At 65.6% G+C, this 22,415-nt stretch carries 17 protein-coding genes; 8 read left to right on the forward strand and 9 right to left on the reverse strand.

The features are described 5' to 3' along the window. Window positions 1-5 precede the first annotated feature (5 nt). The 3 genes from K2O51_RS02585 to K2O51_RS02595 form a co-directional block, all read right to left on the reverse strand. A complete protein-coding gene (locus K2O51_RS02585) occupies window positions 6-1,727 on the reverse strand; it encodes a cobaltochelatase CobT-related protein (RefSeq protein ID WP_140951317.1) in 1,722 nt (573 codons plus the stop codon). After that, complete coding sequence (locus K2O51_RS02590) at window positions 1,724-2,692, reverse strand: AAA family ATPase (RefSeq protein WP_011299880.1); 969 nt, start codon at window positions 2,690-2,692, stop codon at window positions 1,724-1,726. The genes K2O51_RS02585 and K2O51_RS02590 overlap by 4 nt, the downstream gene beginning before the upstream one ends. Before the next feature lie 113 nt (window positions 2,693-2,805). Further along, on the reverse strand, window positions 2,806-3,633 hold the full coding sequence (locus K2O51_RS02595) for an IclR family transcriptional regulator (RefSeq protein ID WP_220630453.1): 828 nt from the start codon (window positions 3,631-3,633) through the stop codon (window positions 2,806-2,808). 311 nt (window positions 3,634-3,944) lie between these two features. Here K2O51_RS02595 and K2O51_RS02600 point away from each other — a divergent pair, with 311 nt between their 5' ends. The 6 genes from K2O51_RS02600 (at window position 3,945) to nadC (ending at window position 12,591) form a co-directional block, all read left to right on the forward strand. Beyond that, window positions 3,945-5,381, forward strand: coding sequence for an amino acid permease (locus tag K2O51_RS02600; RefSeq protein WP_011299878.1), 1,437 nt, complete (start codon window positions 3,945-3,947; stop codon window positions 5,379-5,381). Window positions 5,382-5,446: 65 nt separating this feature from the next. Next, window positions 5,447-6,988 carry a MocR-like pyridoxine biosynthesis transcription factor PdxR gene (gene pdxR / locus K2O51_RS02605; protein WP_011299877.1) on the forward strand — a complete coding sequence of 514 codons (1,542 nt, stop codon included), beginning with the start codon at window positions 5,447-5,449 and terminating at the stop codon, window positions 6,986-6,988. 266 nt (window positions 6,989-7,254) lie between these two features. Next, a complete protein-coding gene (locus K2O51_RS02610; RefSeq protein ID WP_011299876.1) occupies window positions 7,255-7,659 on the forward strand; it encodes a nuclear transport factor 2 family protein in 405 nt (134 codons plus the stop codon). Between the two features lie 16 nt (window positions 7,660-7,675). Further along, entirely contained in the window at window positions 7,676-9,115 is a 1,440-nt protein-coding gene (locus tag K2O51_RS02615; RefSeq protein ID WP_011299875.1) for an NAD(P)/FAD-dependent oxidoreductase, read from the forward strand. A 191-nt stretch (window positions 9,116-9,306) separates the two neighbouring features. Then, a complete protein-coding gene (gene fusA / locus K2O51_RS02620) occupies window positions 9,307-11,373 on the forward strand; it encodes an elongation factor G (RefSeq protein WP_140949370.1) in 2,067 nt (688 codons plus the stop codon). A gap of 384 nt (window positions 11,374-11,757) precedes the next feature. After that, window positions 11,758-12,591 carry a carboxylating nicotinate-nucleotide diphosphorylase gene (gene nadC, locus K2O51_RS02625; RefSeq protein WP_011299873.1) on the forward strand — a complete coding sequence of 278 codons (834 nt, stop codon included), beginning with the start codon at window positions 11,758-11,760 and terminating at the stop codon, window positions 12,589-12,591. Between the two features lie 92 nt (window positions 12,592-12,683). Here nadC and K2O51_RS02630 read toward each other — a convergent pair whose 3' ends face one another. Next, the gene (locus K2O51_RS02630) at window positions 12,684-13,229 is read right to left on the reverse strand and encodes a MarR family winged helix-turn-helix transcriptional regulator (protein WP_011299872.1); all 546 of its coding nucleotides are present in this window, start codon (window positions 13,227-13,229) and stop codon (window positions 12,684-12,686) included. Window positions 13,230-13,580: 351 nt separating this feature from the next. Between K2O51_RS02630 and phnN the strand changes: the two genes are divergently transcribed. Together phnN and K2O51_RS02640 are read left to right on the forward strand one after the other, a co-directional pair. Next, window positions 13,581-15,389: a phosphonate metabolism protein/1,5-bisphosphokinase (PRPP-forming) PhnN gene (gene phnN / locus K2O51_RS02635; RefSeq protein WP_220630454.1), complete on the forward strand. Its 1,809-nt coding sequence runs from the start codon at window positions 13,581-13,583 to the stop codon at window positions 15,387-15,389. A 43-nt stretch (window positions 15,390-15,432) separates the two neighbouring features. Further along, a complete protein-coding gene (locus K2O51_RS02640; protein WP_011299870.1) occupies window positions 15,433-16,425 on the forward strand; it encodes a tripartite tricarboxylate transporter substrate binding protein in 993 nt (330 codons plus the stop codon). 124 nt (window positions 16,426-16,549) lie between these two features. Here K2O51_RS02640 and K2O51_RS02645 read toward each other — a convergent pair whose 3' ends face one another. The 5 genes from K2O51_RS02645 to paaN all read right to left on the reverse strand — a co-directional run bounded on the left by K2O51_RS02645 (window position 16,550) and on the right by paaN (window position 22,399). After that, window positions 16,550-16,882, reverse strand: coding sequence for a hypothetical protein (locus K2O51_RS02645; protein WP_011299869.1), 333 nt, complete (start codon window positions 16,880-16,882; stop codon window positions 16,550-16,552). Window positions 16,883-17,217: 335 nt separating this feature from the next. Continuing rightward, complete coding sequence (locus K2O51_RS02650) at window positions 17,218-18,882, reverse strand: cation acetate symporter (protein ID WP_011299868.1); 1,665 nt, start codon at window positions 18,880-18,882, stop codon at window positions 17,218-17,220. Further along, window positions 18,879-19,193 carry a DUF485 domain-containing protein gene (locus tag K2O51_RS02655; protein WP_140949373.1) on the reverse strand — a complete coding sequence of 105 codons (315 nt, stop codon included), beginning with the start codon at window positions 19,191-19,193 and terminating at the stop codon, window positions 18,879-18,881. Before K2O51_RS02655 ends, K2O51_RS02650 begins: the two co-directional genes overlap by 4 nt. A 108-nt stretch (window positions 19,194-19,301) precedes the next feature. Continuing rightward, complete coding sequence (paaK, locus tag K2O51_RS02660; protein ID WP_011299866.1) at window positions 19,302-20,648, reverse strand: phenylacetate--CoA ligase PaaK; 1,347 nt, start codon at window positions 20,646-20,648, stop codon at window positions 19,302-19,304. An 86-nt stretch (window positions 20,649-20,734) separates the two neighbouring features. Then, window positions 20,735-22,399 (reverse strand): phenylacetic acid degradation protein PaaN, encoded by a 1,665-nt coding sequence (paaN, locus tag K2O51_RS02665; protein ID WP_220630455.1) that lies wholly within the window; start codon window positions 22,397-22,399, stop codon window positions 20,735-20,737. Window positions 22,400-22,415: the final 16 nt, after the last annotated feature.

Here is a 22,415-nt window from a genome sequence, read left to right on the forward strand (position 1 = left end):
CTGGCTTAACGCCGCCGTGCCGCCAGCAAGTTCGCCACCTCGTCGAGCATCGCCATATCCACCGGCTGCGACAGGTCCACCGCCAGCGCATGCCTGTAGTATGGGCTCAGGTCGAGCCCTACCCCGAGCCCCAGCACTTCCACGTCACGCAAGAACTCGTGCCGCGCGACGACGGCCTTCAGGTGGTTGTCGAGGTAGCTGGCGTCGTTGGCCTGGCCCGTGGCCGTATCCATCGGGCTGCCGTCCGACAGCACCAGCAGGATGCGGCGCGCCTTGCCGGTCGCGTGCAGGCGGGCACAGGCCCATTCCACGGCCTCGCCGTCGATGCCTTCGCGGAACAGGTCAGGCTTGAGCAGGGCCGTGATGTCGGTGCGGGAACGGCGCCAGCTCCGCGTAGCGTCCTTGAACACCATGTGGCAGGTCTCGTTGAGCCGGCCCGGATGCGCGGGCCGGCCGCGCGCGAGCCAGTCGGCGCGGGCGCGGCCGCCATTCCAGGCACCGGTCGTGAAACCGAGCACCTCGGTGGCGACGCCAGCCTCGTCGAGCGCGCGGGTGAGCAAGTCCAGCAGCAGCGTCAGCGGCTCGGCCCGTGCCTTCATCGATCCCGAGCAGTCCACGAGGAAGCCGACCACGCAATCGGCATGGGCCCGGTGCGCTTCCAGCCGGAACAGGCGGCGTTCGGCCGGCGAGCTGACAAGCTGCGCGAGGCGGCGGCCATCGATACGCCCACTTTCCTCGCCAAAGGACCAGCCGTCCACGCGCGGCAATGCCAGCGCGGCACGCAGGCGTCTCGCAAGTCGAGCCACGTTGACGCCGGCACGCGCGATACGCGCGTCAAGCTGCGTGCGGTATTCGTCGAGCAAGGCACGCCGCACCAGCGTGGCGGCACGCACCTCGCGGTCGTAGCGCGTGGTGAAGACGCGATAGCCGTCTTTCGCTTCTGCCAGCACCCGGCTGTGGCCGCTGTCAGCGAGGGCGAAGGTCTCCGGTTGCTCTTCTTCGAAATCGAGCCACAACGCAAACCCGGCGCGCGCGGCGGATGCGGCGTCGTCATCATCCTCGCCTGCATTGGGCGCTTCGCTGCGCACCATCTGCGCCACCGCGCGGGCCAGTGCCAGTGCGTGCTCGGCGAACGCAGGCTGGTCATGGCGATACGCGCGCAAGCCCGCGAGCGATGTGCCCAACACGGGTACGATCGCGGCGCGCGTGGCTTCGATCAAGTCCTCGGTTTCATCGAGTACGGGCTCGCCGCTCAGGCGTGACCAAGCAATTTGCGCCACCGTGTAGAGAAGGATGCCAAGCTGGCCCTCGGTCAGGCCCGAGCGATGAAACGCACGCGACCACGCCAGGAAACGATGGCGCAAGTTGGCTTCGACGCCGGCCATGCCGCGCGGCACGCGCGTTTCGCAGCGCAGTTGTTCCAGCATTTCGAACAGCAGCCGCTCGACGGCGTCCTCTGGACAAAGACTGCGATGCAACGTGGCATCGGAATGCGCGTGGCGCAGCGCGGCGCCATCGGCGGCCCCGCGCAGGCAGGCCGCGCTGTCGATGTCCGGATCGGTGCGCAGATGCGGCGCATGCTGCGGCACGGGCCGCATCTCGCGCCACAGCCGGCCGTCGCGGAAATGCAGCGCCGCATCTCCGGTGAGCGCACGCACGGCGGCACCCGACAGCGCATCCTGCCGCTGTCGCCGGCGCAGCCGTTGCGCGGCCGCCGCCGCGCTCATTGCGCCGGCTCCGGTCGGGTCGCGTTGCTGGCCGCCTGCCCCGCCGCTTCACCGGGCAGGTTGCCGAAGCAGCGCTGGTAGTACTCCGCCACCACCGGCCGTTCGGCCTCGTCGCACTTGTTCAGGAAGGTCAGGCGGAACGCGAGTGCAGGATCGCGGAAGATCTGGCAGTTCTCCGCCCAGCTGATCACGGTACGCGGCGACATCAGGGCTGACACATCGCCCGCGGCAAACCCGCGCCGCGTGAGCGCGGCCAGTGCCACCATGGCATCGACCAGTTCGCGGCCGTCGGTGTTGTCGAGTTCCGGCACGCGCGCCAGCACGATGCCTGTCTCTTCCGCATGCGGCAGGTAGTCGAGCGTGGCGACCACGTTCCAGCGGTCGATCTGCGCGTGATTCAGGAGCTGGGTGCCGTGGTACAGCCCGTTGAGATTGCCGAGGCCTACCGTGTTGGACGTCGCAAACAGACGGAACGATGGATGCGGACGAATCACGCGATTCTGGTCCAGCAGCGTGAACTTGCCGTCGCGTTCGAGGATTCGCTGGATCACGAACATCACGTCGGGCCGGCCCGCATCGTACTCGTCGAAGATCAGCGCGACGGGCCGCTGCAGCGCCCACGGCACGATACCTTCCTGGAACTCGGTGATCTGCTGCCCGTCACGGATGACGATTGCATCCTTGCCGACCAGGTCGAGCCGGCTGATGTGGCCGTCGAGGTTCACGCGCACGCACGGCCAGTTCAGGCGCGCCGCAACCTGCTCGATATGCGTCGATTTGCCGGTGCCGTGCAGGCCCTGCACCATCACGCGCCGGTCGCGCATGAAGCCCGACAGGATGGCCAGCGTCACCTCGGGCTGGAAACGGTAGGCCGGATCGATCTCCGGCACATGGTCATCGCGTTCGCTGAACGCCGGCACCATCAGGCCGGAATCGATACCGAACAGGCTGCGCACCGGCACCATGCGGTCCGGTCTGCCAAACTCCTTCTGCGTCACGTCTTGCTCCTCTTGCTTGCCTTGCTTGTGTCCTTCTTGTGGCGGACAGCAGACAAGCCGGGAGCCTGCGCGATCCGCCGCTACTCGTCCTCGTCCGCGCCGCCCCAGGCGGTACCGCTCTCGGCCTCGATGGCCGCCAGCGCCCTGGCCGCGCGCTGCAGCGCGGGCAGCATCTGCAGCGCCTTTTCGTGCGTCACGCGCATCACCGGGGCCTGCAACGCGAGCCCCAGGTTGGATTTCCCGCCGTCCACCGCCGGCACCAGCACGCCGATGCACAGCAGGCCGGGCAGGAACTCTTCGTCATCCATCGCGTAGCCGTCGCGCTTCACGCGCTCGATCTCCGCTTCCAGCTCCACGTGGTCGGTCAGCGTGTTGGCCGTGTAGCGTTCCAGCTCCGCATGCGCGAGCAGGCGCTGGCGCTGTGCTGGCGTCAGTTGCGCCAGGAACAGCTTGCCGGTGGCCGAGCAGTGCGCCGGCACGCGCGAGCCGGGGTGCAGGTAGAAGCGCAAGGGCGCCGCTGTTTCCACGCGGTCCAGGTACAGCACTTCGCCGCTCGAAAACGCGGTCAGGTTGCAGCTTTCGCCGACCTCTTCCACCAGCTTGCGCAGCACCATGTGGCGCGCGCCGTGCGAGGTGTTGTTCAGCAACAGGTTTTCCGCCAGCCGCCGCAGGCGCAGGCCGGTGCCGTAGTGGCGGCCATCGCCGTTGCGCTGGACCATGCCGGCCGCTTCGAGCTGCTGCAGCATGCGGTGCAGCGTGGGCTTGGGCAGGCCGGTTTCCTCCACCAGCGCCTGCAGGTTGAAGGGGTGATCCTTGGTGGCAATGACTTCCAGCAGGCCAAAGAGACGCAGCGCCGGCGTGTCGCCGTCAGCCCTGGCATCGCTCTTGGCAAGACGCAATTCGTTCATGCCTGGCTCCCATCATAGTCAAGTTTCAGTTTCAGATACAAATCATATCAATTCCTGAAATTCCGGGTTGACCTTCGGCTCAGGAAGACCTACATTCCGATACAAATACATTTATCGGAACAATCTGTTCCGTTTTACAAGGCGACTCGGAGACACAAATCGATGGATGGATGATGCCACCGCCCCTTTTCGTACCAAATTGGGGTGACCGACCACGGCACAGGCCTGCAACCAAGCGCAGGGCCGACTATTACAGAGAAAGACGCCGTGGCGGCTGACAGTACAGCAGTCAGCAGTACAGGAGACACAACATGACCCAAACACCGCAGCCCTCCTCAGGGCTATCGCACGGCCTCAAGCAGCGGCACATGACCATGATCGCCCTGGGTGGCGTCATCGGCGCCGGCCTCTTTGTCGGCAGTGGCGTCGTCATCAAATCCGCCGGGCCCGCCGCGGTCCTTTCCTTCCTGATCACCGGCCTCCTTGTCGTGCTGGTAATGCGCATGCTCGGTGAACTGGCCTGCGCCATGCCCGGCGGCGGCTCGTTCTATGAGTATGCCCGCGAGGCCTGGAGCGACCGCCCCGCAGTCGGCAATCTGGCCAGCTTCCTGACCGGGTGGATGTACTGGTACTTCTGGGTCATCGTTGTGGCGCTCGAAGCCGTGGCAGGGGCTGACCTGGTGCGCTACTGGCTGCCGGACGTGCCGAACTGGACCATCAGCCTGGTGCTGCTGGTCATGCTCACGCTGACCAACCTGATCTCGGTAAAGTCATTCGGCGAGTTCGAGTTCTGGTTCGCGTCCATCAAGGTCGCGGCGATCATGGTGTTCCTGTTCGTGGCCGGCGTGTACGTGCTTGGCCTCGCGCCCGGCGCCCATGGCATGAACGTGGCCAACCTGACCGCGAACGGCGGCTTCATGCCGAACGGCATCGTGCCCGTGCTGACCGGCGCGGTGGCGGCGACAGGCTTCTACTTCGGCGCCGAGATCGTCACCATCGCCGCGGCCGAAACCGCCGAGCCGCAGAAAGCGGTGGCCCGTGCCACGAACTCGGTCATCACGCGCGTACTCGTGTTCTACGTGGGTTCGGTGCTGCTGGTGGTTTGCCTGGTGCCGTGGAACGCCACTGGCATCGCCACGCCGTACGTCAGCGCGCTCAACGTCATGGGGATTCCGGCAGCCGCGCAGATCATGAACGCGATCGTGCTGACCGCCGTGCTGTCGGCGCTGAACTCCGGCCTGTATGCCTCGTCGCGCATGCTGTTCGCGCTCACGAAGCGCGGCGACGCACCGCGTTCCCTCGCCCGCGTCAGCCGCAACGGCGTGCCGACGCGCGCGATCCTCGTCGCCACACTGTTTGGCTACGGCGCGGTAGTGATGTCGTATGTATCGCCGGACAAGGTCTTTGCATTCCTGGTGAACTCGTATGGCACGGTGGCCATCTTCGTGTACATCCTGATCGCGGTGTCTCAGTTGCGGTTGCGTGCGCGGCTTGAGCGCGAAGCGCCTCACCTGCTCAAGGTGCGGATGTGGTGCTATCCGTATCTGACGTGGCTGGCGATTTTCGGGATGCTGGCGATTGTGGTGGCGATGGCGTTTATTCCGGATCAGCGGACGCCGCTGGCCCTGGGCGTGGCTAGCCTTGGACTGTTGGTATCGGCCTATATCGTGCGGCATCTGTTTCGGCGTGGCGTCCAGCAGGTCGTGCCCCTAGCGGAGATGCCTCGGCCGGATTTGCATGAATATTGATTGCGGATGGGAAAGGGTGTGGAGATGGGGTAACCTGTCTTCCGCCCCCTCAAGACAGCCGCCCTATGACCTCCAAGCTGACGCCCCCCATGTGGGACCAGCTCTTCCAGCAGCACGCCCACTCCGGCCTGAGCCTGCAAGGCAAGATCCGCCAGATGCTGGTCTCCGCGATCCTGGATGAACAGCTCCCGCAGGGCGTCCCGCTGCCGAGCAGCCGCGAGATGTCCGCGCAGCTGCGCGTGGCCCGCAATACGGTGGTACTGGCCTACCAGCAGCTCGTGGACGAGGGCTATCTGATCTCCCGCGAGCGCAGCGGCTATTTCGTCAATCCGGACATCCTGGGCACGCGCGTCAGCGGCGTGGCATCGCTGCGCGGCACGCCGCAACCCGACACGCACGGCAGCGCCCGTCCCGACTGGGACAGGCGTTTCGTGTTCCGCCCGACCCACCAGCGCAATATCGTCAAGCGCCACAACTGGCGCGATTACCCGTATCCGTTCATCTACGGTCAGTACGATCCCGTCCTCTTCCCCACGGCCGACTGGCGCGAGTGCTGCCTGAAGGCACTGAGCGTGCTCGATATCCACGAGTGGGCGCAGGACATGATCGTGCGCGACGACGAATCGCTGGTGCAGCAGATCCGCACGCGCGTGTTGCCGCGCCGCGGCGTGTGGGCCGGCGCTGACGAGATCGTGATTACCGTGGGCGCACAGCAGGCGCTCTACCTGCTGTCCGATTTGCTGGCTAGCCCAGATACACCAGTCGGCATCGAGGAACCGGGCTACCCGGACGCGCGCAATATCTTCGGCCGCCATACCTCGAAGCTGATTCCACTGCCGATCGACGCCGAAGGCGTGATTCCCTCCGATGCGCTGCGCGCATGCGACTACGTCTACGTCACGCCAAGCCACCAGTGCCCCACCACGGTCACCATGCCGCTGGCGCGCCGGCAGGCGCTGCTGCGGCAAGCGGAAGAGGCGGATTTCGTGCTGATCGAAGACGACTACGAAAGCGAGAGCCGCTTCGAAGGCGACCCGACGCCGACGCTGAAAAGCCTGGACCGCAACAACCGCGTGATCTACGTCGGCAGCCTGTCCAAGAGCCTCGCACCGGGGCTGCGCATCGGCTACATCGTCGGCCCCGCCGAACTGATTGCCGAACTGCGCGGCGCGCGCCGGCTGATGTTGCGGCATCCGTCCGCGTATATCCAGCGCGCGTTCTCGCTGTTCCTGTCGCTGGGCCACTATGACGCGCATCTGCGGCGCCTGTCCGCCGCGCACCGGGCGCGCGCCGAGACCGTGCTGGCCGCGCTGGCCGCCCATATGCCCGAGTTCCGCCCGGTGCCAATCGCCGGCGGCGCGTCGTGCTGGATCGAAGGGCCGGCGTGGCTCGATGCCGATGCGCTGGCGCGCCTCGCCGAACTGCAGGGTGTGCTGATCGAGCCCGGCAGCGTGTTCTTCATGGGCGAGCCAGCGCCACGCAACGGCTTCCGGCTCGGCTATTCGTCGATCGCGCCGGAACGTATCGAGCCCGGCATACGCGTGCTAGCCAGCGTGGCACGCGAACTGCACGCAGCTATCCCCGCACGGGGCGCATCGGCGGCCTGAGCGGCGGCTCAGGCGGCACTGAGGCAAGAAGGGCTACCGCGCTCCGCGCAGTAGCCCTTTCTGCATTTTCGGCTCTGCCGGAGGTCATTTGCCGGGCCTATCCGCAGCCCGCAAACTGCTGGCCCAAGCGATTAGCACCAACTGGTCCTACAGCGCAGCGCGCAGTCTCCCTATCCTCGAGTCATGGTCGATGCGCGGTCCCTGCTGCCGCATCGTCACGCAATACCGGCCATACCAGCAACACCAGAAATACCACGGAGACCCCTATGAGCAAGCCCAGCACCACCCCGGTCGGCACCGACCTCCTGCAAGCCTTCAACGACGCCTGGAACCGCCACGACATCGACGCGCTGATGAGCTTCATGGCCGACGATTGCGCATTCCACGGCGTGGCGGGCGCCGACTTGCTCGGCCGCAGCTTCGTCGGCCGCGATGCCGTGCGCGAGGGCTTCATGCTGGCCTGGCAGACGTTTCCCGATGCGTCGTGGACTGAAGGCGAGCATTTCGTGTCTGGCGACCGCGGTGTCAGCGAATCGACGTTCCGCGGCACGCGTGCCGATGGCGCACGTATCGAAGCGCGCATGGTGGACGTGTTCACGTTCCACGACGGCAAGATCGCGGTGAAGAACGCGTACCGCAAGGATCGCCCGCCGGTGACCAACGCGGCCTGAGCACCGGAGACGCGCCATGGAAGCAGTAGCCACCCGCAATCTCCTCACCGGCGGCCATGCCACCGCGCCGCAGCGGCCGTATGACCCCGCGTACGACCCGCTGCGCACGCCTACGCCGGGCCAGGGCCGTGAATATGCGCCGACCTACTGGATCGGCACGGCCGGCGAGCCCCCTGCCGATGACGGCCCGATCACGCATGACATCGACGTGGACGTCGCCATCATCGGCTCCGGCTTCACGGGCCTTACCAGCGCGATCTTTCTCGCGCAGGAGCACGGCATCAAGGCGACCGTGCTCGAAGCGAACCGCGTGAGCTGGGGCTGCAGCACGCGCAACGGCGGCCAGGCGCAATGCGCGTCGGGCCGGCTCAAGCGCTCGCAATGGATCCAGCGCTATGGCCTGGATACGGCACTGCGCCTGCATGAAGAAGTCTGCGACGGCATGCAGACCTTCAAGAGCCTGATCAAGGACATCGACTGCGATCCGCAGCCCGGTGGCCACCTGTATATTGCACACCGCGCCAAGGCCATGCCTGCGCTCGAAAAGGAAGCGAAGGTCCTGCGCGATATCTTCAAGTACGATGCGCGCATCATCGATGCCGACACCGTGCGCCGCGAGTACGTCGATGACAAGGAAGCCGCGGGCGCCATGCACGAGCCCGAGGGCATCGGCATCCACGCCGGCAAGCTCGCGTTCGGTTACCTGCGCCGCGCGCGCGAACTCGGCGTCAAGGTGCATCCATCGAGCCCGGTGACGGGCTGGGAGACGCGCAATGGCGTGCATTACCTGCGTACGCCGGGCGGCATCGTGCGCGCGCGCTCGGTAGGCGTGGCCACGGGCGGCTATACCTCGCAGTCGCTGCACCCGCAGCTCAAGAACCGGCTGTTCCCGATCCTGTCGAACTCCATCGTCACGCGCGTGCTGACGCCCGCCGAGATTGAAGCGTGCAACTTCCGCACGCACCAGGTCATCACCGACACGCGCATCCTGCGCCACTACTACCGCCTGATGCCCGACGGGCGCCTGCAGATCGGCAGCCGCAGCGCGATCACCGGTCATGATGCACCGCAAGACCAGTACCGCCAGAAGCTCGTCGACGACATGTACCGCAAATTTCCGTCGTTGCGCGGCATCCAGATCGACTATTCGTGGTGGGGCTGGGTCGACGTGAGCCACGACATGATGCCCCGCATCACCCAGCCCGATCCGTCGCAGTCGATCTATTACGCGTTGGGTTATGGCGGCAACGGCGTGATGTATTCCGCGCAGGCCGGCAAACGGCTTGCGGCGCTGATTGCTGGCAAAGGCGATTCACTGCCGCCGCTGCCGATCTTCCGTTCGTCGCTGCCCTTCCCGAATGTGCGCGAGATGGTGGAATCGCAGATGTTCGCGCCGTTCCGCCGCTTTGGCCAGCGCTTCCTGTATCACTGGTACCACTTCAAGGACGAGGTATAACGCCCTAACGCCCCGGCGGCAGGCTTCGCTGCGTCGCAGCATGCCGGCCGGCCGCGCTGTGGGCCGCAGCGCGAGTGCACAGGACGGGACTCCTTTGTCTGCTCCCGCCCCATCGGCGGGTTTCCGCATATGGTGCTTCCGGCAATTTTCGCCAATAATGGCCTGACTGCCATTGCCGGACGAGAGCTGCCATGCACTATAGTCCCGACGCAATTCGAACCATTGCCCTGCTGGGCCACGCGGGGTGCGGCAAGACCTCGCTAGCCGAGGCGCTGCTGCACAAGGGGGGCGCCCTGCATGCCCCAGGCAGCGTCGAGCGGGGTTCAACGGTCAGCGACTTTGACCCGCTCGAGCGCAAATACCACCACTCCCTCACCTCCGCAGTCCTGCACGTCGATTTCCGCAACACCCGCATCTACCTGATTGACACCCCCGGATATCCCGACTTCTCTGGCCAGGCCATCAGCGCCCTGCCTGCGGTGGAAACGGCCGCCATCGTCATCAATGCCCAGACCGGCATCGAGATGACCACGCGGCGCGCCATGGCGTGGGCCCAGGCGCGCAAGTTGTGCCGGATGATCATCGTCAACGGCATCGATGGCGAGAAGGTCGACCTGCCAGCGCTGCTTGCCGACATCCAGGAAGCGTTCGGCAAGGAATGCCTGCCGATCAACCTCCCGGCGGCGGGCGGCAGCCAGGTGGTGGACTGCTTTTTCAACCCTGCCGGCGAAGCGGATTTCCTGAGCGTGCCCGCCGCGCATGATGCGCTGGTCGACCAGGTGATCGAAATCGATCCGGAGCTGATGGAGCTTTACCTCGAGCAAGGCGAAGCGATTCAGCCCGAGCAGTTGCACGCGCCGTTCGAGCGCGCGCTGCGCGAAGGGCACCTGGTGCCGATCTGCTTCACCTCGGCCGCCACCGGTGCGGGTGTGCCAGAACTGCTCGACGCGTTCGTGCGGCTGCTGCCGAACCCGACCGAAGGCAACCCGCCGATGTTCTACCGCAGTGTCGGCGAAGGCAACGACGGTGCGGAGCGCAAGAAGGAAGTGCGCGCCGAGCCCGTGCCCGACAAGCATGTGCTCGCGCACGTCTTCAAGATCGTGATGGACCCGTACGTCGGCAAGATGGCGGTGTTCCGCATCCACCAGGGCACCGTCACGCGCGACAGCCAGCTCTACATCGGCGATGCGCGCCAGCCGATCAAGGTCGCGCATTTGCTGTTGCTGCAAGGGAAGGAGCACGAGGAAGTGCCACGCGCGGGGCCAGGCGACATCTGTGCGGTGGCCAAGATCGACGAGATCGGCTTCGATGCGGTGCTGCATGATGCCAACGAGGACGGCAATATCCACCTGATCCCGCTCGAATTCCCGACGCCGATCTATGGCCTCGCGATCGAGCCTGCACGCCGCGGCAACGAGCAGCGCATGGCCGAAGTCCTGCACAAGCTGTCCGCCGAAGATCCTTGCCTGCGCGTCGAGCATCCGCCCGGCACGAATGAGACCGTGCTGCTCGGGCTCGGCGAGTTCCACTTGCGCTGCGTGATGGAGCGGCTGACCGAGCAGTACAAGCTCGAAGTGGTCACACGGCCGCCGCGCATCGCCTATCGCGAAACCATTGGCGGATCGGCGGAGGGCCATCACCGCCACAAGAAGCAGACCGGCGGCGCGGGTCAGTTTGGCGAGGTCATGCTGCGCGTGGACCCCCTGCCGCGCGGCACGGGCTTCGAGTTCGTCGACGCGGTCAAGGGTGGCGCGATTCCCGGGCAGTTCATTCCGGCCGTGGAAAAAGGCATCCGCCAGGCACTGGAGTGCGGGCCGCTGGCCGGCTTCCCGATGCAGGACGTGCGCGTCACGGTGCTCGATGGCAAGAGCCATCCTGTCGATTCCAAGGAAGTGGCATTCGCCACTGCCGGGCGCAAAGCCTTTGTCGACGCCGTGCTAAAGGCCAGGCCCAGCGTGCTGGAACCGGTGGTCGATATCGAGGTGATGATGCCCGACTCGTCCATGGGCGACGTGATCGGCGATCTCTCGTCCAAGCGCGGCCAGGTGCATGGCACCCGTACCGGTGCGGCCAACACGGTAATTGTCGCCGGCAAGGTCCCGCTGTCGGAGCTTAACGACTACCAGTCGCGGCTGAACAGCCTGACCGGCGGCCACGGCAGCTACACCATCCAGTTCAGCCACTATGAGGGCGTGCCGCCCGGGCAGCAGGACAAGATGGCGGCCAAGCACAAGGCGCAGGCCGATACCGGGGCCTGAGCGCGTCCCCTCTGCGCGTATGGCCGCGGCACGCTCGCGGCCATACGCGAGCATCGCGCGCACCGTTCGGACGATAATGGGCCCCGTTTCCCACTGATTGCTCCGATCATGGACAAGGCCCGTGTCCTGACTTTCTTCCTTGGCGTGGTGCGCGCCGGCAGTTTCCATCGCGCGGTTCCGAAGATGCCCTGGTGCGGCTGGCCGGCTCTGCGCCACATCCCCTCGCCTCCCACCGTCGCAGCAAAGTCGCTCCCGGCTGATCTCGCCAATTTATCTTAGACATCGAAATATTATTGACACGGTACGCCGAGGTGCTAGTATTGCGCCATGTACTTCGATATCTAAGATTATTGAGTACAGCCACCGACCACTCAGGAGCGACATATGTACGACATTTTCTCCACCGACAAGCTCATCGATCTCTGGCTGACCGAAGACATCGGCATCTGCGACCTGACCGTCCAGACGATGATCGAACCGGGTGAAACCGGCACGTTCTGCATGAATGCGCGGGAACCGATGATCATTGCCGGCATTGACGTGGCCGCACGCATCTTTGCCCGCTATGACCCCAGCCTTTCGATCGACGTGCGCGCGGCCGATGGCGACAAGGTCGAAAAAGGCGCGGTGCTGCTCAACGTCAGCGGCAATGCACGCAGCGTACTGACCGCCGAACGGACGGCGCTCAACATCATGCAGCGGCTGTGCGGCATCGCCAACCTGACGGCGCGGTATGCCGATGAAATCGCGCATACGAAAGCGCGCCTGATCGACAGCCGCAAGACCACGCCGGGCCTGCGCGCGCTGGAGAAGCATGCCGTAACCTGCGGTGGCGGCCTGAACCACCGGCTCAGCCTCGACAACGGTGTGATGATCAAGGACAACCACATCGCCGTGTGCGGCAGCATTGCCGCGGCCGTGGCGCGTGTGCGCAGGAAGCTGCCAGTGCTGACCAAGCTCGAGGTCGAATGCGATCGACTCGATCAGGTGCGTGAAGCGCTGGACGCCGGCGTGGATGTGATCATGCTCGACAACATGTCGCTGCCCGACATGAAGGAAGCCGTGCAGATCGTCAACGGCCGGACCAAGGTCGAGGCGTCGGGCGGCATTCGCCTGGAGACAATCCGCGCGGTGGCGGAAACCGGCGTCGACTACATCTCCACCAGCAAGATCACGCAATCGGCGCCCGCCGTGGATATCGGGCTCGACGACGCCTGAGCGGCGCGCAAGGCTGTTCCTCGTCTACCCGAGGGCACTTCCCCTTCGCCGGTACCTGCCGGCGCGGGGCTTTTTCGTCTTCGCTTTCTGCGTCAGAGATCAGCCAGCAGGCGCCCGACTTCCTGCGTCGAAGGCACCCTGCGTCCGCTTTCCGCAAGCGCGGCCTCGTCGGCGACCAGCTTCTCGGCGATCGAGATCAGCACGCGGCGCGTGGTCATCACGTCCTCTTCCGTCACGCCTTCGACGCTGATCGCGTTGACCTCTTCGGCCAGCGGCTCGAGCTTGCGCCGTAGCGCCCGTCCTGCCTTGCTCAGGAACACATGCACTTTCTTGTTGTTCCCCGGCAGGTGCATCCGCTCCACATAGCCCAGCGCTTCCAGCGCCTTGACCGCAGAGAACGTCGTTGGCTCCGTCACGCCGGCACGCTCGCTCAGCTCGCGCTGCGACAGGCCATCGTGCCGCCACAGGATGCGCAGGATGGTCCAGTGCCCGTACGACACGGAATGCTGCGCGAGGCGCAGCTGCAGCGCGCGGATGTAGGCGCGCGCGGCGTCCTTGACGAGGTGCGCCAGGCGCTCGACGTCGACTTCGTCGGAAGGCGTGATCGTGACCGGGGATTCCTGCTTTTTCGTGGCCATAGCGGTGACATAGAAGGCGATGCGATCCCGGTATGGCCATCGTGGCCACGAGCGGGGCGGTGCACATGATAGCGCTTCCGGACATCGCCCGCGCTGTTCCCGCCATACCGCACAGCCCCATCCATGTAGCCGTCACTACATCAGTGCAGCATGCGCGACGCTGATGCGCCGGGCACCGGCAACGCGCATCGCCCATCCCCGTGTTTTCCCCTAGAACATCAGAAATCCCGCGTACACACTGGATTTGCGGCAGCGGGCCCGTTGCTTGCATTAACTTAGACATCGAACTTGTCTTGACAGTCCGGAGCTGGCTGCTAGCATACCCAAACATCTTCGACGTCTAAGGTAATCATGAAAGAGAGCGGCACGTTTTTTCTTGTGGTGGGCCCTAGCGGGGCAGGCAAGGATTCCCTGATCGACGGTGCACGTGCGACCCTCGGCAACGACGAGTACGTGTTCGCGCGGCGCATCATCACGCGCCCGAGCGGATCGCCGGGCGAAGACCACGAAGGTGTCGCCGAGGCAGAGTTCGCCGAGCGCGAGCGCAATGGCGAGTTCCTCGTTACGTGGCATGCCCACGGGCTGCGCTACGGGCTGCCCCAGTGGCTGGTCGGGCTGCTGGAGACGGGAAAGCACGTGGTCGCCAACGGCTCGCGCGGCGTGATTGCGATGCTGGCCCGGCAACTGCCGCGCTTCGTCGTGGTGAATGTGACTGCGCCCCAGGTCGTGCTGGCGCAGCGCATTGCCGCACGCGGCCGTGAATCCGGCGACGATGTCATGCGCCGCGTCGCACGCCAGGCCCCGCCGATGCCCGACGGCGTGCACTGCGTCACGGTGACGAACGACAGCACGCTCGATCTCGGCGTGGCGCGCTTCACCGATGCGCTGCGGAACGGCGCGAACGCAGGCTCTGTGCCGCAGCCTGCCAGCCGCCGCCATCTTGCGGCCAAGCTGGACGGCCAGCCGCTCGACGAAGGCGCCTATGAAGCCATCCTGCGCGACGCCATCGCAGGCCGCTACACCGAGCAGGAACTCACCGCCTTCCTGACTGCCGCCACACGCTCGCTCGACGACCGCGAAGTGGTTGCACTGGCCCGCGCGCGCACACGCTTTACCGCGCGCATCGAGTGGGATGAGCCAATCGTCGTGGACAAGCACTCCATGGGCGGCATACCGGGCAGCCGCATCACGCTGATCGTGGTGCCGATCGTCGCCGCATACGGACTGGCCATGCCAAAGACGTCTTCGCGCGCGATCACGTCGGCGGCCGGCACCGCCGACGCCATGGAAACCGTGGCGCGCGTGGACCTGACCCACGACGACGTGCGCCGTTGCGTCGCCCAGGCGCGCGCGTGCATTGCGTGGAACGGGCGTCTGAACCATTCGGTCATCGATGACGTGATGAACGCGATCACGCGGCCCCTCGGTCTCGACTCACGCCGCTGGGCAGTGGCCTCCATCCTGTCGAAGAAAGCCACGGCCGGCGCCACGCACGTCATCGTCGATATCCCCTACGGCCCGCAGACCAAGCTTTCCGCGCGTGCCGACGCCGACGCGCTGGCCGGGTTGTTCGAGGAGGTCGGCAAAGGACTGGGCCTGCACGTGCGCGCGCTGGTCACGGACGGCAGCCGGCCGATCGGCCGCGGCGTCGGTCCCGCGCTCGAGGTGCGCGATGTGCGGCAAGTGCTGGAGAACCACCCCGACGCCCCGATGGACCTGCGCGAAAAGGCGCTGCGCTTCGCCGGCGAGATCATCGCCTTCGATCCGCGTGTGGCGTCCGCGGCGCAAGGCATGCGCATTGCGACGGCGCTGCTCGACGAAGGAAGCGCCAGGGCCGCGTTCGATCGGATTGTCGCCACGCAGGGAATCCGCCCGGATCCGGTGGCGCCGGGCGCGCATACCCACGTGATCGTTGCACCGGCAGAGGGCCGTGTCGCAGCGATCAACGGGTGGCAGATCTCCGGCATTGCGCGCGCCGCGGGCGCGCCGCGCAGTGCCGGTGCGGGCATCGACCTGCTTTGCACGATCGGCGAGCGCGTTGCGGCCGGCGAGCCGCTGTACCGGATCCATGCGGAGTCCGCCGCGGATCTCGCCACGGCCGTCGCCATGACGGGCCCGGCCGGTGAAGCCTCCACGGCCGTGCGTGTTGATCCCGATTGACCTGGCTTCCTGTTTCCCCCACCCTAACCGACGAGGCAAATCAATGAGACCCCTAACCGTCGTCCGCAGTCTTGCATCGCTGCTGTTCGTGGCAGGCAGCCTGGGCACCTTGCCCGGACGCGCCGAAGCCAACATCGCGAGCACCTTCCCCCAGAAGCCGATCCGCATGGTCGTCACGTTCCCCGCCGGCGGCGGAACGGACGCGCTCGCGCGGCTGATTGGCACCGACCTCAGCAAGACCCTGGGGCAACCCGTTGTCGTCGACAACCGTCCCGGCGCGAGCGGCAATATTGGCGCCGAGTTCGTTGCCAAGAGCCCCGCCGACGGCTATACGCTGCTGATCGTCAACAGCAGCTTCGCCATCAACCCTGGCGTCTTCAGGAAGCTGCAGTTCGACCCGAAGAATGACTTCAATGCCGTCATCACCTTCGCGTCGGTTCCGTCGGTCATTTCCGTTCCGCAAAACTCCGGCTTGCGCACGTTCAAGGATCTGCTCGCGGCCGGCAAGAGCGCCACGCCGCCGAGCTATGCCTCGTGCGGAAACGGCACGCCGCAGCATCTGGCCGGCGAACTGCTCAAGATGTCCGCCAGGATCGACATGCTGCACGTGCCCTATAAGGGTTGTGCTCCGGCCATTGCAGACGTGCTGGGCGGGCAGGCGGAGGTCAGCATCAACACGCTGCCCAACACGGTGCCTTACCTCAAGAGCAACAAGCTGCGCGCGCTGGCCGTGACATCGAAGTCGCGTTCGCCGCTGCTGCCCGATGTGCCCTCCGTCAGCGAACTGGGCGTGACTGGCTACGAAGTCGACCAGTGGTTCGGCATTCTTGCGCCAGCGCATACGCCGCCTGAAATCGTGCAGAAGCTGAACGCGGAAATCGCAAAGGCCGTGGCCAAGCCCGAGATCAAGGCATCGCTCGCGCAACTCGGCTTCGCCACCACGACCAGCACCCCGGCCGAGTTCCAGAAGCTCGTGAACGGCGATATCGACCGCTGGCAGAAGCTCGCGTCGAAGATCAATCTGATCGCCGACTGATCCTGCCCGGGCGGGCTTCTGATGCATCAGGTAGCCCTTTTCCTCCGCATTACCTCAATGCCGCACGGGCGCTTGCCAGCATTCGTGGGAGCGCGTTCGTCCCTGCGTAGCGGGCGCCCCGTGCTCAGCCTCCCGTGATCGTGCAGACCTTCGAGATCATGTAGCCGACACCGGCGATCCGGTGCTCGTGCCCCGGATCGAATGCCTTCAGGTGAGCGGCGACGCAACGGTCGATCGCCGCGCATGCCGCCGCGTCGTCGAAGCCCGGCAGGAACGTCAGCGTGATCGCCGGCATCGGGTAGTCGAGCAGGCGCGCCTCTGCCATGCGGGTGTAGACATTGCCCTCGCGAAAGTCGTCGGGAATGTCCGGCCATTGGGGCAGAAGCCTCGTGGTGCTGCGCGCCAGTTCCGTATCGGTGATGCTGTCCACGTCAGCACGCGAAAGCGAGTAGGTCATGCTGGTTCCGTCCTTCCAGAAACATTGGAATGCGACGACGCGCGAGTGGGCGTACCGGCCCCAGCCGCTTCACGCCTCGACGATCGCCGCACCCAAAGACTAGCGGCCCGCCGCGCAACCAGCCATGCAAAGCGCGCCAGCGACTTTGCAATCCATGCCAGGCATATCGAAGGTCGCCCACGCGCTTTTCGAGCGAAAATATCTCAATCGAACACACCGGGCTATTCGATTGTATGGGAGCGCGCCGGCAACAACTACGCACAGCGTAACTCCGCTCTCCAGAAGTGGGAGAGGGAGCAACCCGACCCATGCATGATTGGCGCCGTCGGGAATTCTCAATGCTGCGATGCCCCCGCAGCCCCGATCCCCGTCATCGACCGCACGAACTGCGCGCCAAAGCGACGCCGCTCCGCAGCAGCCTGCGCCGAGTTGTCCAGCACCGACACGAGCCACGCGGAGACGAACGCAAGCGTCATCGAGAACAACGCCGGATTCGCATACGGGAAGATCGGCTTGTCATGGTGCAGCAGGCCGACCCACACCGTGGGGCCGAGCACCAGCAGCGCCACCGCCGATGCGAGTCCCGCGAGGCTTCCCGCAACGGCGCCCTTCGTGGTCAGTCCCTTCCAGAACATCGACAGGAACAGCACCGGGAAGTTGACCGAAGCGGCAATAGCCAGCACGAGCCCGGACAGGAAGGCGATATTCTGCTTCTCGAACAGCACGCCGAGCACCATCGCCAGCAGGCCGATGACCAGCGTGGCCGCCTTCGAGACGCGAATCTCGTCCTTCTCGTTCGCCTGTCCTTTGCGGAACACATTGGCGTACAAGTCGTGCGACACCGCCGAGGCCCCCGAAAGCGCCAGGCCCGCCACCACCGCGAGGATGGTCGCGAACGCCACCGCCGAGATGAAGCCGAGGAACAGGTCACCACCGATTGCATGCGCGAGATGCACCGCCACCATATTGCTGCCGCCGATGAGCTTGCCCGCGGCATCGCGGTAGGCAGGATCGCTCCCGACCATGACAATAGCGCCGAAGCCCACCACGAGGATCAGCACGTAGAAGTAGCCGATAAAACCGGTCGCATAGAGCACCGACTTGCGCGCTTCACGCGCATCCGCGACCGTGAAGAAGCGCATCAGGATATGCGGCAGACCGGCCGTGCCGAACATCATGCCCACGCCCAGCGAAATGGCGTCGATCGGGTTCGACACGAGGCCGCCGGGCGACAGGATGGCGAGTCCCTTGTCATGCACCTTCGCCGCGCCCGCGAACATCGCTTCGGGGCTGTAGTCGAAGTACGCCAGCACCATGAACGCCATGAACGTGACGCCGCCCAGCAGCAGCACGGCCTTGATGATCTGCACCCAGGTCGTCGCCAGCATGCCGCCGAACAGCACGTACAGCACCATCAGCAGGCCGACGACGACCACGGCCGATTCATAGCTGGTGCCGAACAGCAGTTCAATCAGCTTGCCGGCCCCAACCATCTGCGCGACCAGGTACATGATCACGACGGTCAGCGTGCCGAATGCGGCCGTGATGCGCACGGGCTTCTGCGACAGGCGGTACGACACGACGTCGGCAAACGTATAGCGGCCCAGGTTGCGCAGCCGCTCGGCCACGATGAACAGGATGATGGGCCAGCCGGCGACCACGCCGAGCGCGTAGATCAGCCCGTCATAGCCCTTGTCGAACATCATTGCCGAGATGCCGAGGAACGATGCGGCCGAGACCATGTCGCCCGCAATCGCCAGGCCGTTCTGGAAGCCGGTCAGGCCGCCTCCGGCCGCATAGAAGTCCGACGCTGATTTCGTGCGCCGCGCGGCCCAGCGCGTGATGCCGAGCGTGAACAGCACGAACAGCATGAACATCACGATGGCGCTCCAGTTCAGCGGCCGGCGCGTGACCTCGCCCTGGATGGCAGGCGCCGCCAGCGCAGCGCCACTTGCCAGGCTCATGATGAGAAGAGGCAGTTTGCGAAGAGTCGGCTTCATGCTTGGCACTCCTTGCGCAGGCGTTCGTTGATCGGGTCCAGCTCGGTATTGGCCCGACGCACGTAGACCGCAGTCAGCACGATGGCAGCCACGATGATGCCCACGCCGACGGGGATGCCGAGCGTCATGACACCGCCGCCAAGCGGCGTGCCGAGCGTGGCCGGCGCGAATGCCAGCAGCAGGATGAAGCCGAAATAGATGGCCAGCATCACCACCGTGAGCGACCAGCCCAGGCGCGCACGCCCGTTGGCCAGCCGGATGAAATCAGGGTGTTGCTGCAGGGTCTCAAGTTCCAGTTGTTGCGCGTCCATGCGGTCTCCTTTGGCGCGAGGGGGGCCGTGGCGCCTCTTGGCGGGCGCCATCGTCCTTGTCAAATCGGATTGGAATTGCGGGCCGGCAAGACTTGCCAGCCCGGAAGGTCAGATCGCCCCGACCGGCTGCTCATGCGTAACTTTCGGCCGCATATCCAGCACACGCCGCGCCTTGCCCACACTCGTGCGCTCGATGCCTTCGGCATCGAGCACCTGCACGCGCGTGGTCACGCCGACGTAGGTCTTGATCTGCTCCTTGAGTTGCTGCTCCAGCGCCGCACGGTCATTGCCGCTCAGGCCAGACGATTGCGGACGCGCTTCGACGCGCACCTCGAGCTTGTCCAGATGGCCGTCGCGCGTGACGACGAGCTGGTATTGCGGGGCCAGCGCGGGCGCCTTGAGGATCAGTTCCTCGATCTGCGACGGGAACACGTTCACACCGCGGATGATCAACATGTCGTCCGACCGACCCGTGATCTTGCCAATGCGGCGCATCGAACGCGACGTCGGCGGCAGCAGGCGCGTGAGGTCGCGCGTGCGGTAGCGGATCACCGGCAGCGCTTCCTTGGTCAGCGAGGTGAACACCAGTTCGCCCTCCTCGCCGTCCGGCAGCACTTCGCCGGTGACCGGATCGATGATCTCGGCATAGAAGTGGTCTTCCCAGATTACCGGGCCGTCCTTGCTTTCGATGCATTCGCACGCCACGCCCGGTCCCATGACTTCCGACAGGCCGTAGATGTCCACCGCATCGATGCCCGCGCGCGCTTCGATCTCGGCACGCATTGCATCGGTCCACGGCTCGGCGCCGAAGATGCCAACCTTCAGCGAGCTTTCGGCCGGATCCATACCCTGGCGCATCATCTCCTCGATCAGGTTCAGCATGTACGACGGCGTCACCATGATGATGTTCGGCTGGAACTCGCGGATCAGCTGTACCTGTTTCTCGGTCTGGCCGCCCGACATCGGGATGACCGTGCAACCCGCCTTTTCCGCACCGTAGTGCGCGCCGAGGCCACCCGTGAACAGGCCATAACCGTAGCTCACGTGCACGAGATCGCCTGGACGCCCCCCTGCGGCGCGAATCGAGCGCGCCACCACGCTCGCCCACGTGTCGATATCGCGTGCGGTGTAGCCCACCACGGTCGGCTTGCCCGTGGTGCCGCTCGATGCGTGCACGCGCGCCACCTTCTCGCGCGGCACGGCGAACATGCCGAACGGGTAGTTGTCGCGCAGGTCCTGCTTGGCCAGGAACGGGAACTTCGACAGGTCCGACAGCGACTTCAGGTCATCCGGATGCACGCCCGCCGCGTCAAACGACTTGCGGTAATGCGGCACGTTGTCATAGGCATGGCGCACGCTCCATTTAAGCCGTTCCAGCTGCAGCGCCTGCAGTTCATCGCGGCTGGCGCGTTCGATCGGCTCCAGCTCGTCGGGGTGGGAAGTGCGTTGAACCATTGTCTACTCCATCGTTATCGTGGCGCCGCATGCTTTGGGGGGCCGGCGCGAGGGGCTACGGTACTGCGAGCGAAGCTCGGTAAGGGTCAGATGTGCTTGCGGCTCTGCACCACGCGGAAGCGGTTGGCGACGAACGCCGCGTCTGACAGCGACGCATTGGCGGCAGGATTGGCGCCGGTGGCATGGAAATCGCTGAATGCCGCCGACTGATTGACGAACACGGCGCCGGTCAGGTTGAACGACAGCGCCACGCCGGCCTCTTCCGCTGCATCGCTGATCGCATCGGCCACGCCGTCGTTGGTGGTGTAGGCAGACAGCGTCAGCGCGCCGTGTTCCTTTGCGCCGCGGCGAGCCAGATCGATGCTGTGTGCGGTGTCTTCAGTGGCGACCACGAACGAGATCGGACCGAACAGCTCCTGCATGATCTTGCCTTCGTCGCTTGCATCGACTTTGAGCACCAGCGGCGTGTGCACGCGGGCGCCGGGGAACTCGGGATGCTGCAGCGCGCGGCTGTCGATGACGATCTCGCCCAGCGACCGAGATGCCTCGATACGCTGCACCACGCCATCATTCTGGATCGCGCCGATCAGTTCCACGGCCTTGGCAGCATCGCCCGTCAGCTTGCCCACGGCTTCGCCAATCGCGCTGGCGACCTGATCGAAGCTCAGGTGCCCTTCCGGCGTGTCGATGCCGCCCTTTGGCACATAGATGTTCTGCGGCGCCGTGCACATCTGGCCAGAGTACAGCGCGAGCGAGAACGCGATATTGCGCACCATGCCCTTGAAGTCGCTGGTCGAGTCGATGACGATCTGGTTCACGCCAGCCTTCTCGGTGTACACCTGCGCCTGGTGCGCATTGCGCTCGAGCCAGTCACCGTTGGCGGTGCTGCCGGTGAAATCGATCAGGCGCACTTCCGGACGCAGCGCGAGCGTCGATGCCATGCGCTCGGTCGGGTCGTGGGCGACCAGCGTGACGAGGTTCGGGTCGAAGCCGGCTTCCTGCAGCACTTCACGCGCGACTTCCACGGTGATGGCGAGCGGCAGGATCGCGCCCGGGTGCGGCTTGACCACCACGGCGTTGCCGGTGGCAAGGCTCGCGAACAGGCCCGGATATCCGTTCCACGTCGGGAACGTGCAGCAGCCGATCACCAGGCCGACACCACGCGGCACCACGGTGTACTGCTTCTCCATGCGCAGCGGCTCGTTCTTGCCTTGCGGCTTCTCCCACACTGCACGCTTCGGGATGCGACGCATCTCGTCCCACGCATAGGCCACGGCTTCCAGGCCGCGGTCCTGCGCGTGCGGGCCGCCGGCCTGGAAGGCCATCATGAAGGCCTGGCCGGTGGTGTGCATGACTGCGTACGCAATCTCGAAGCTGCGGCGGTTCAGGCGATGCAGGATCTCGAGCGAGACGCCAACCCAAGCCTCGGGGCCAGCCTTGCGCCATGCGGGCATGCCTGCCGCCACGCCGGCGAAAAGCTGGTCGAAATCGGGCTTCGGATAGGTAACGCCCAGTTCCGTGCCATACGGCGAGACTTCCTTGCCGGCCTGGCCGACCGTGCCCGGCTGTGTCAGCGCGAAGGGCTTGTTCAGCCGCGCTTCGAATGCGGCCTTGCCGTCGGCGTTGGCGGTCTCGCCGTACGCCCTGGGGCTCGGCATTTCGGGGAACGGGCTCCAGTAGCCGCGCTCGGCGATGGCCTGGGTGGCTTGGTCCAGCAGCGCCTGATGACGCGTGAAAAACGGATGGGACACAGCTTGCTCCGGGGAA

The sequence above is a fragment of the Cupriavidus pinatubonensis genome (assembly GCF_019602855.1).
GTDB lineage: Bacteria > Pseudomonadota > Gammaproteobacteria > Burkholderiales > Burkholderiaceae > Cupriavidus > Cupriavidus pinatubonensis.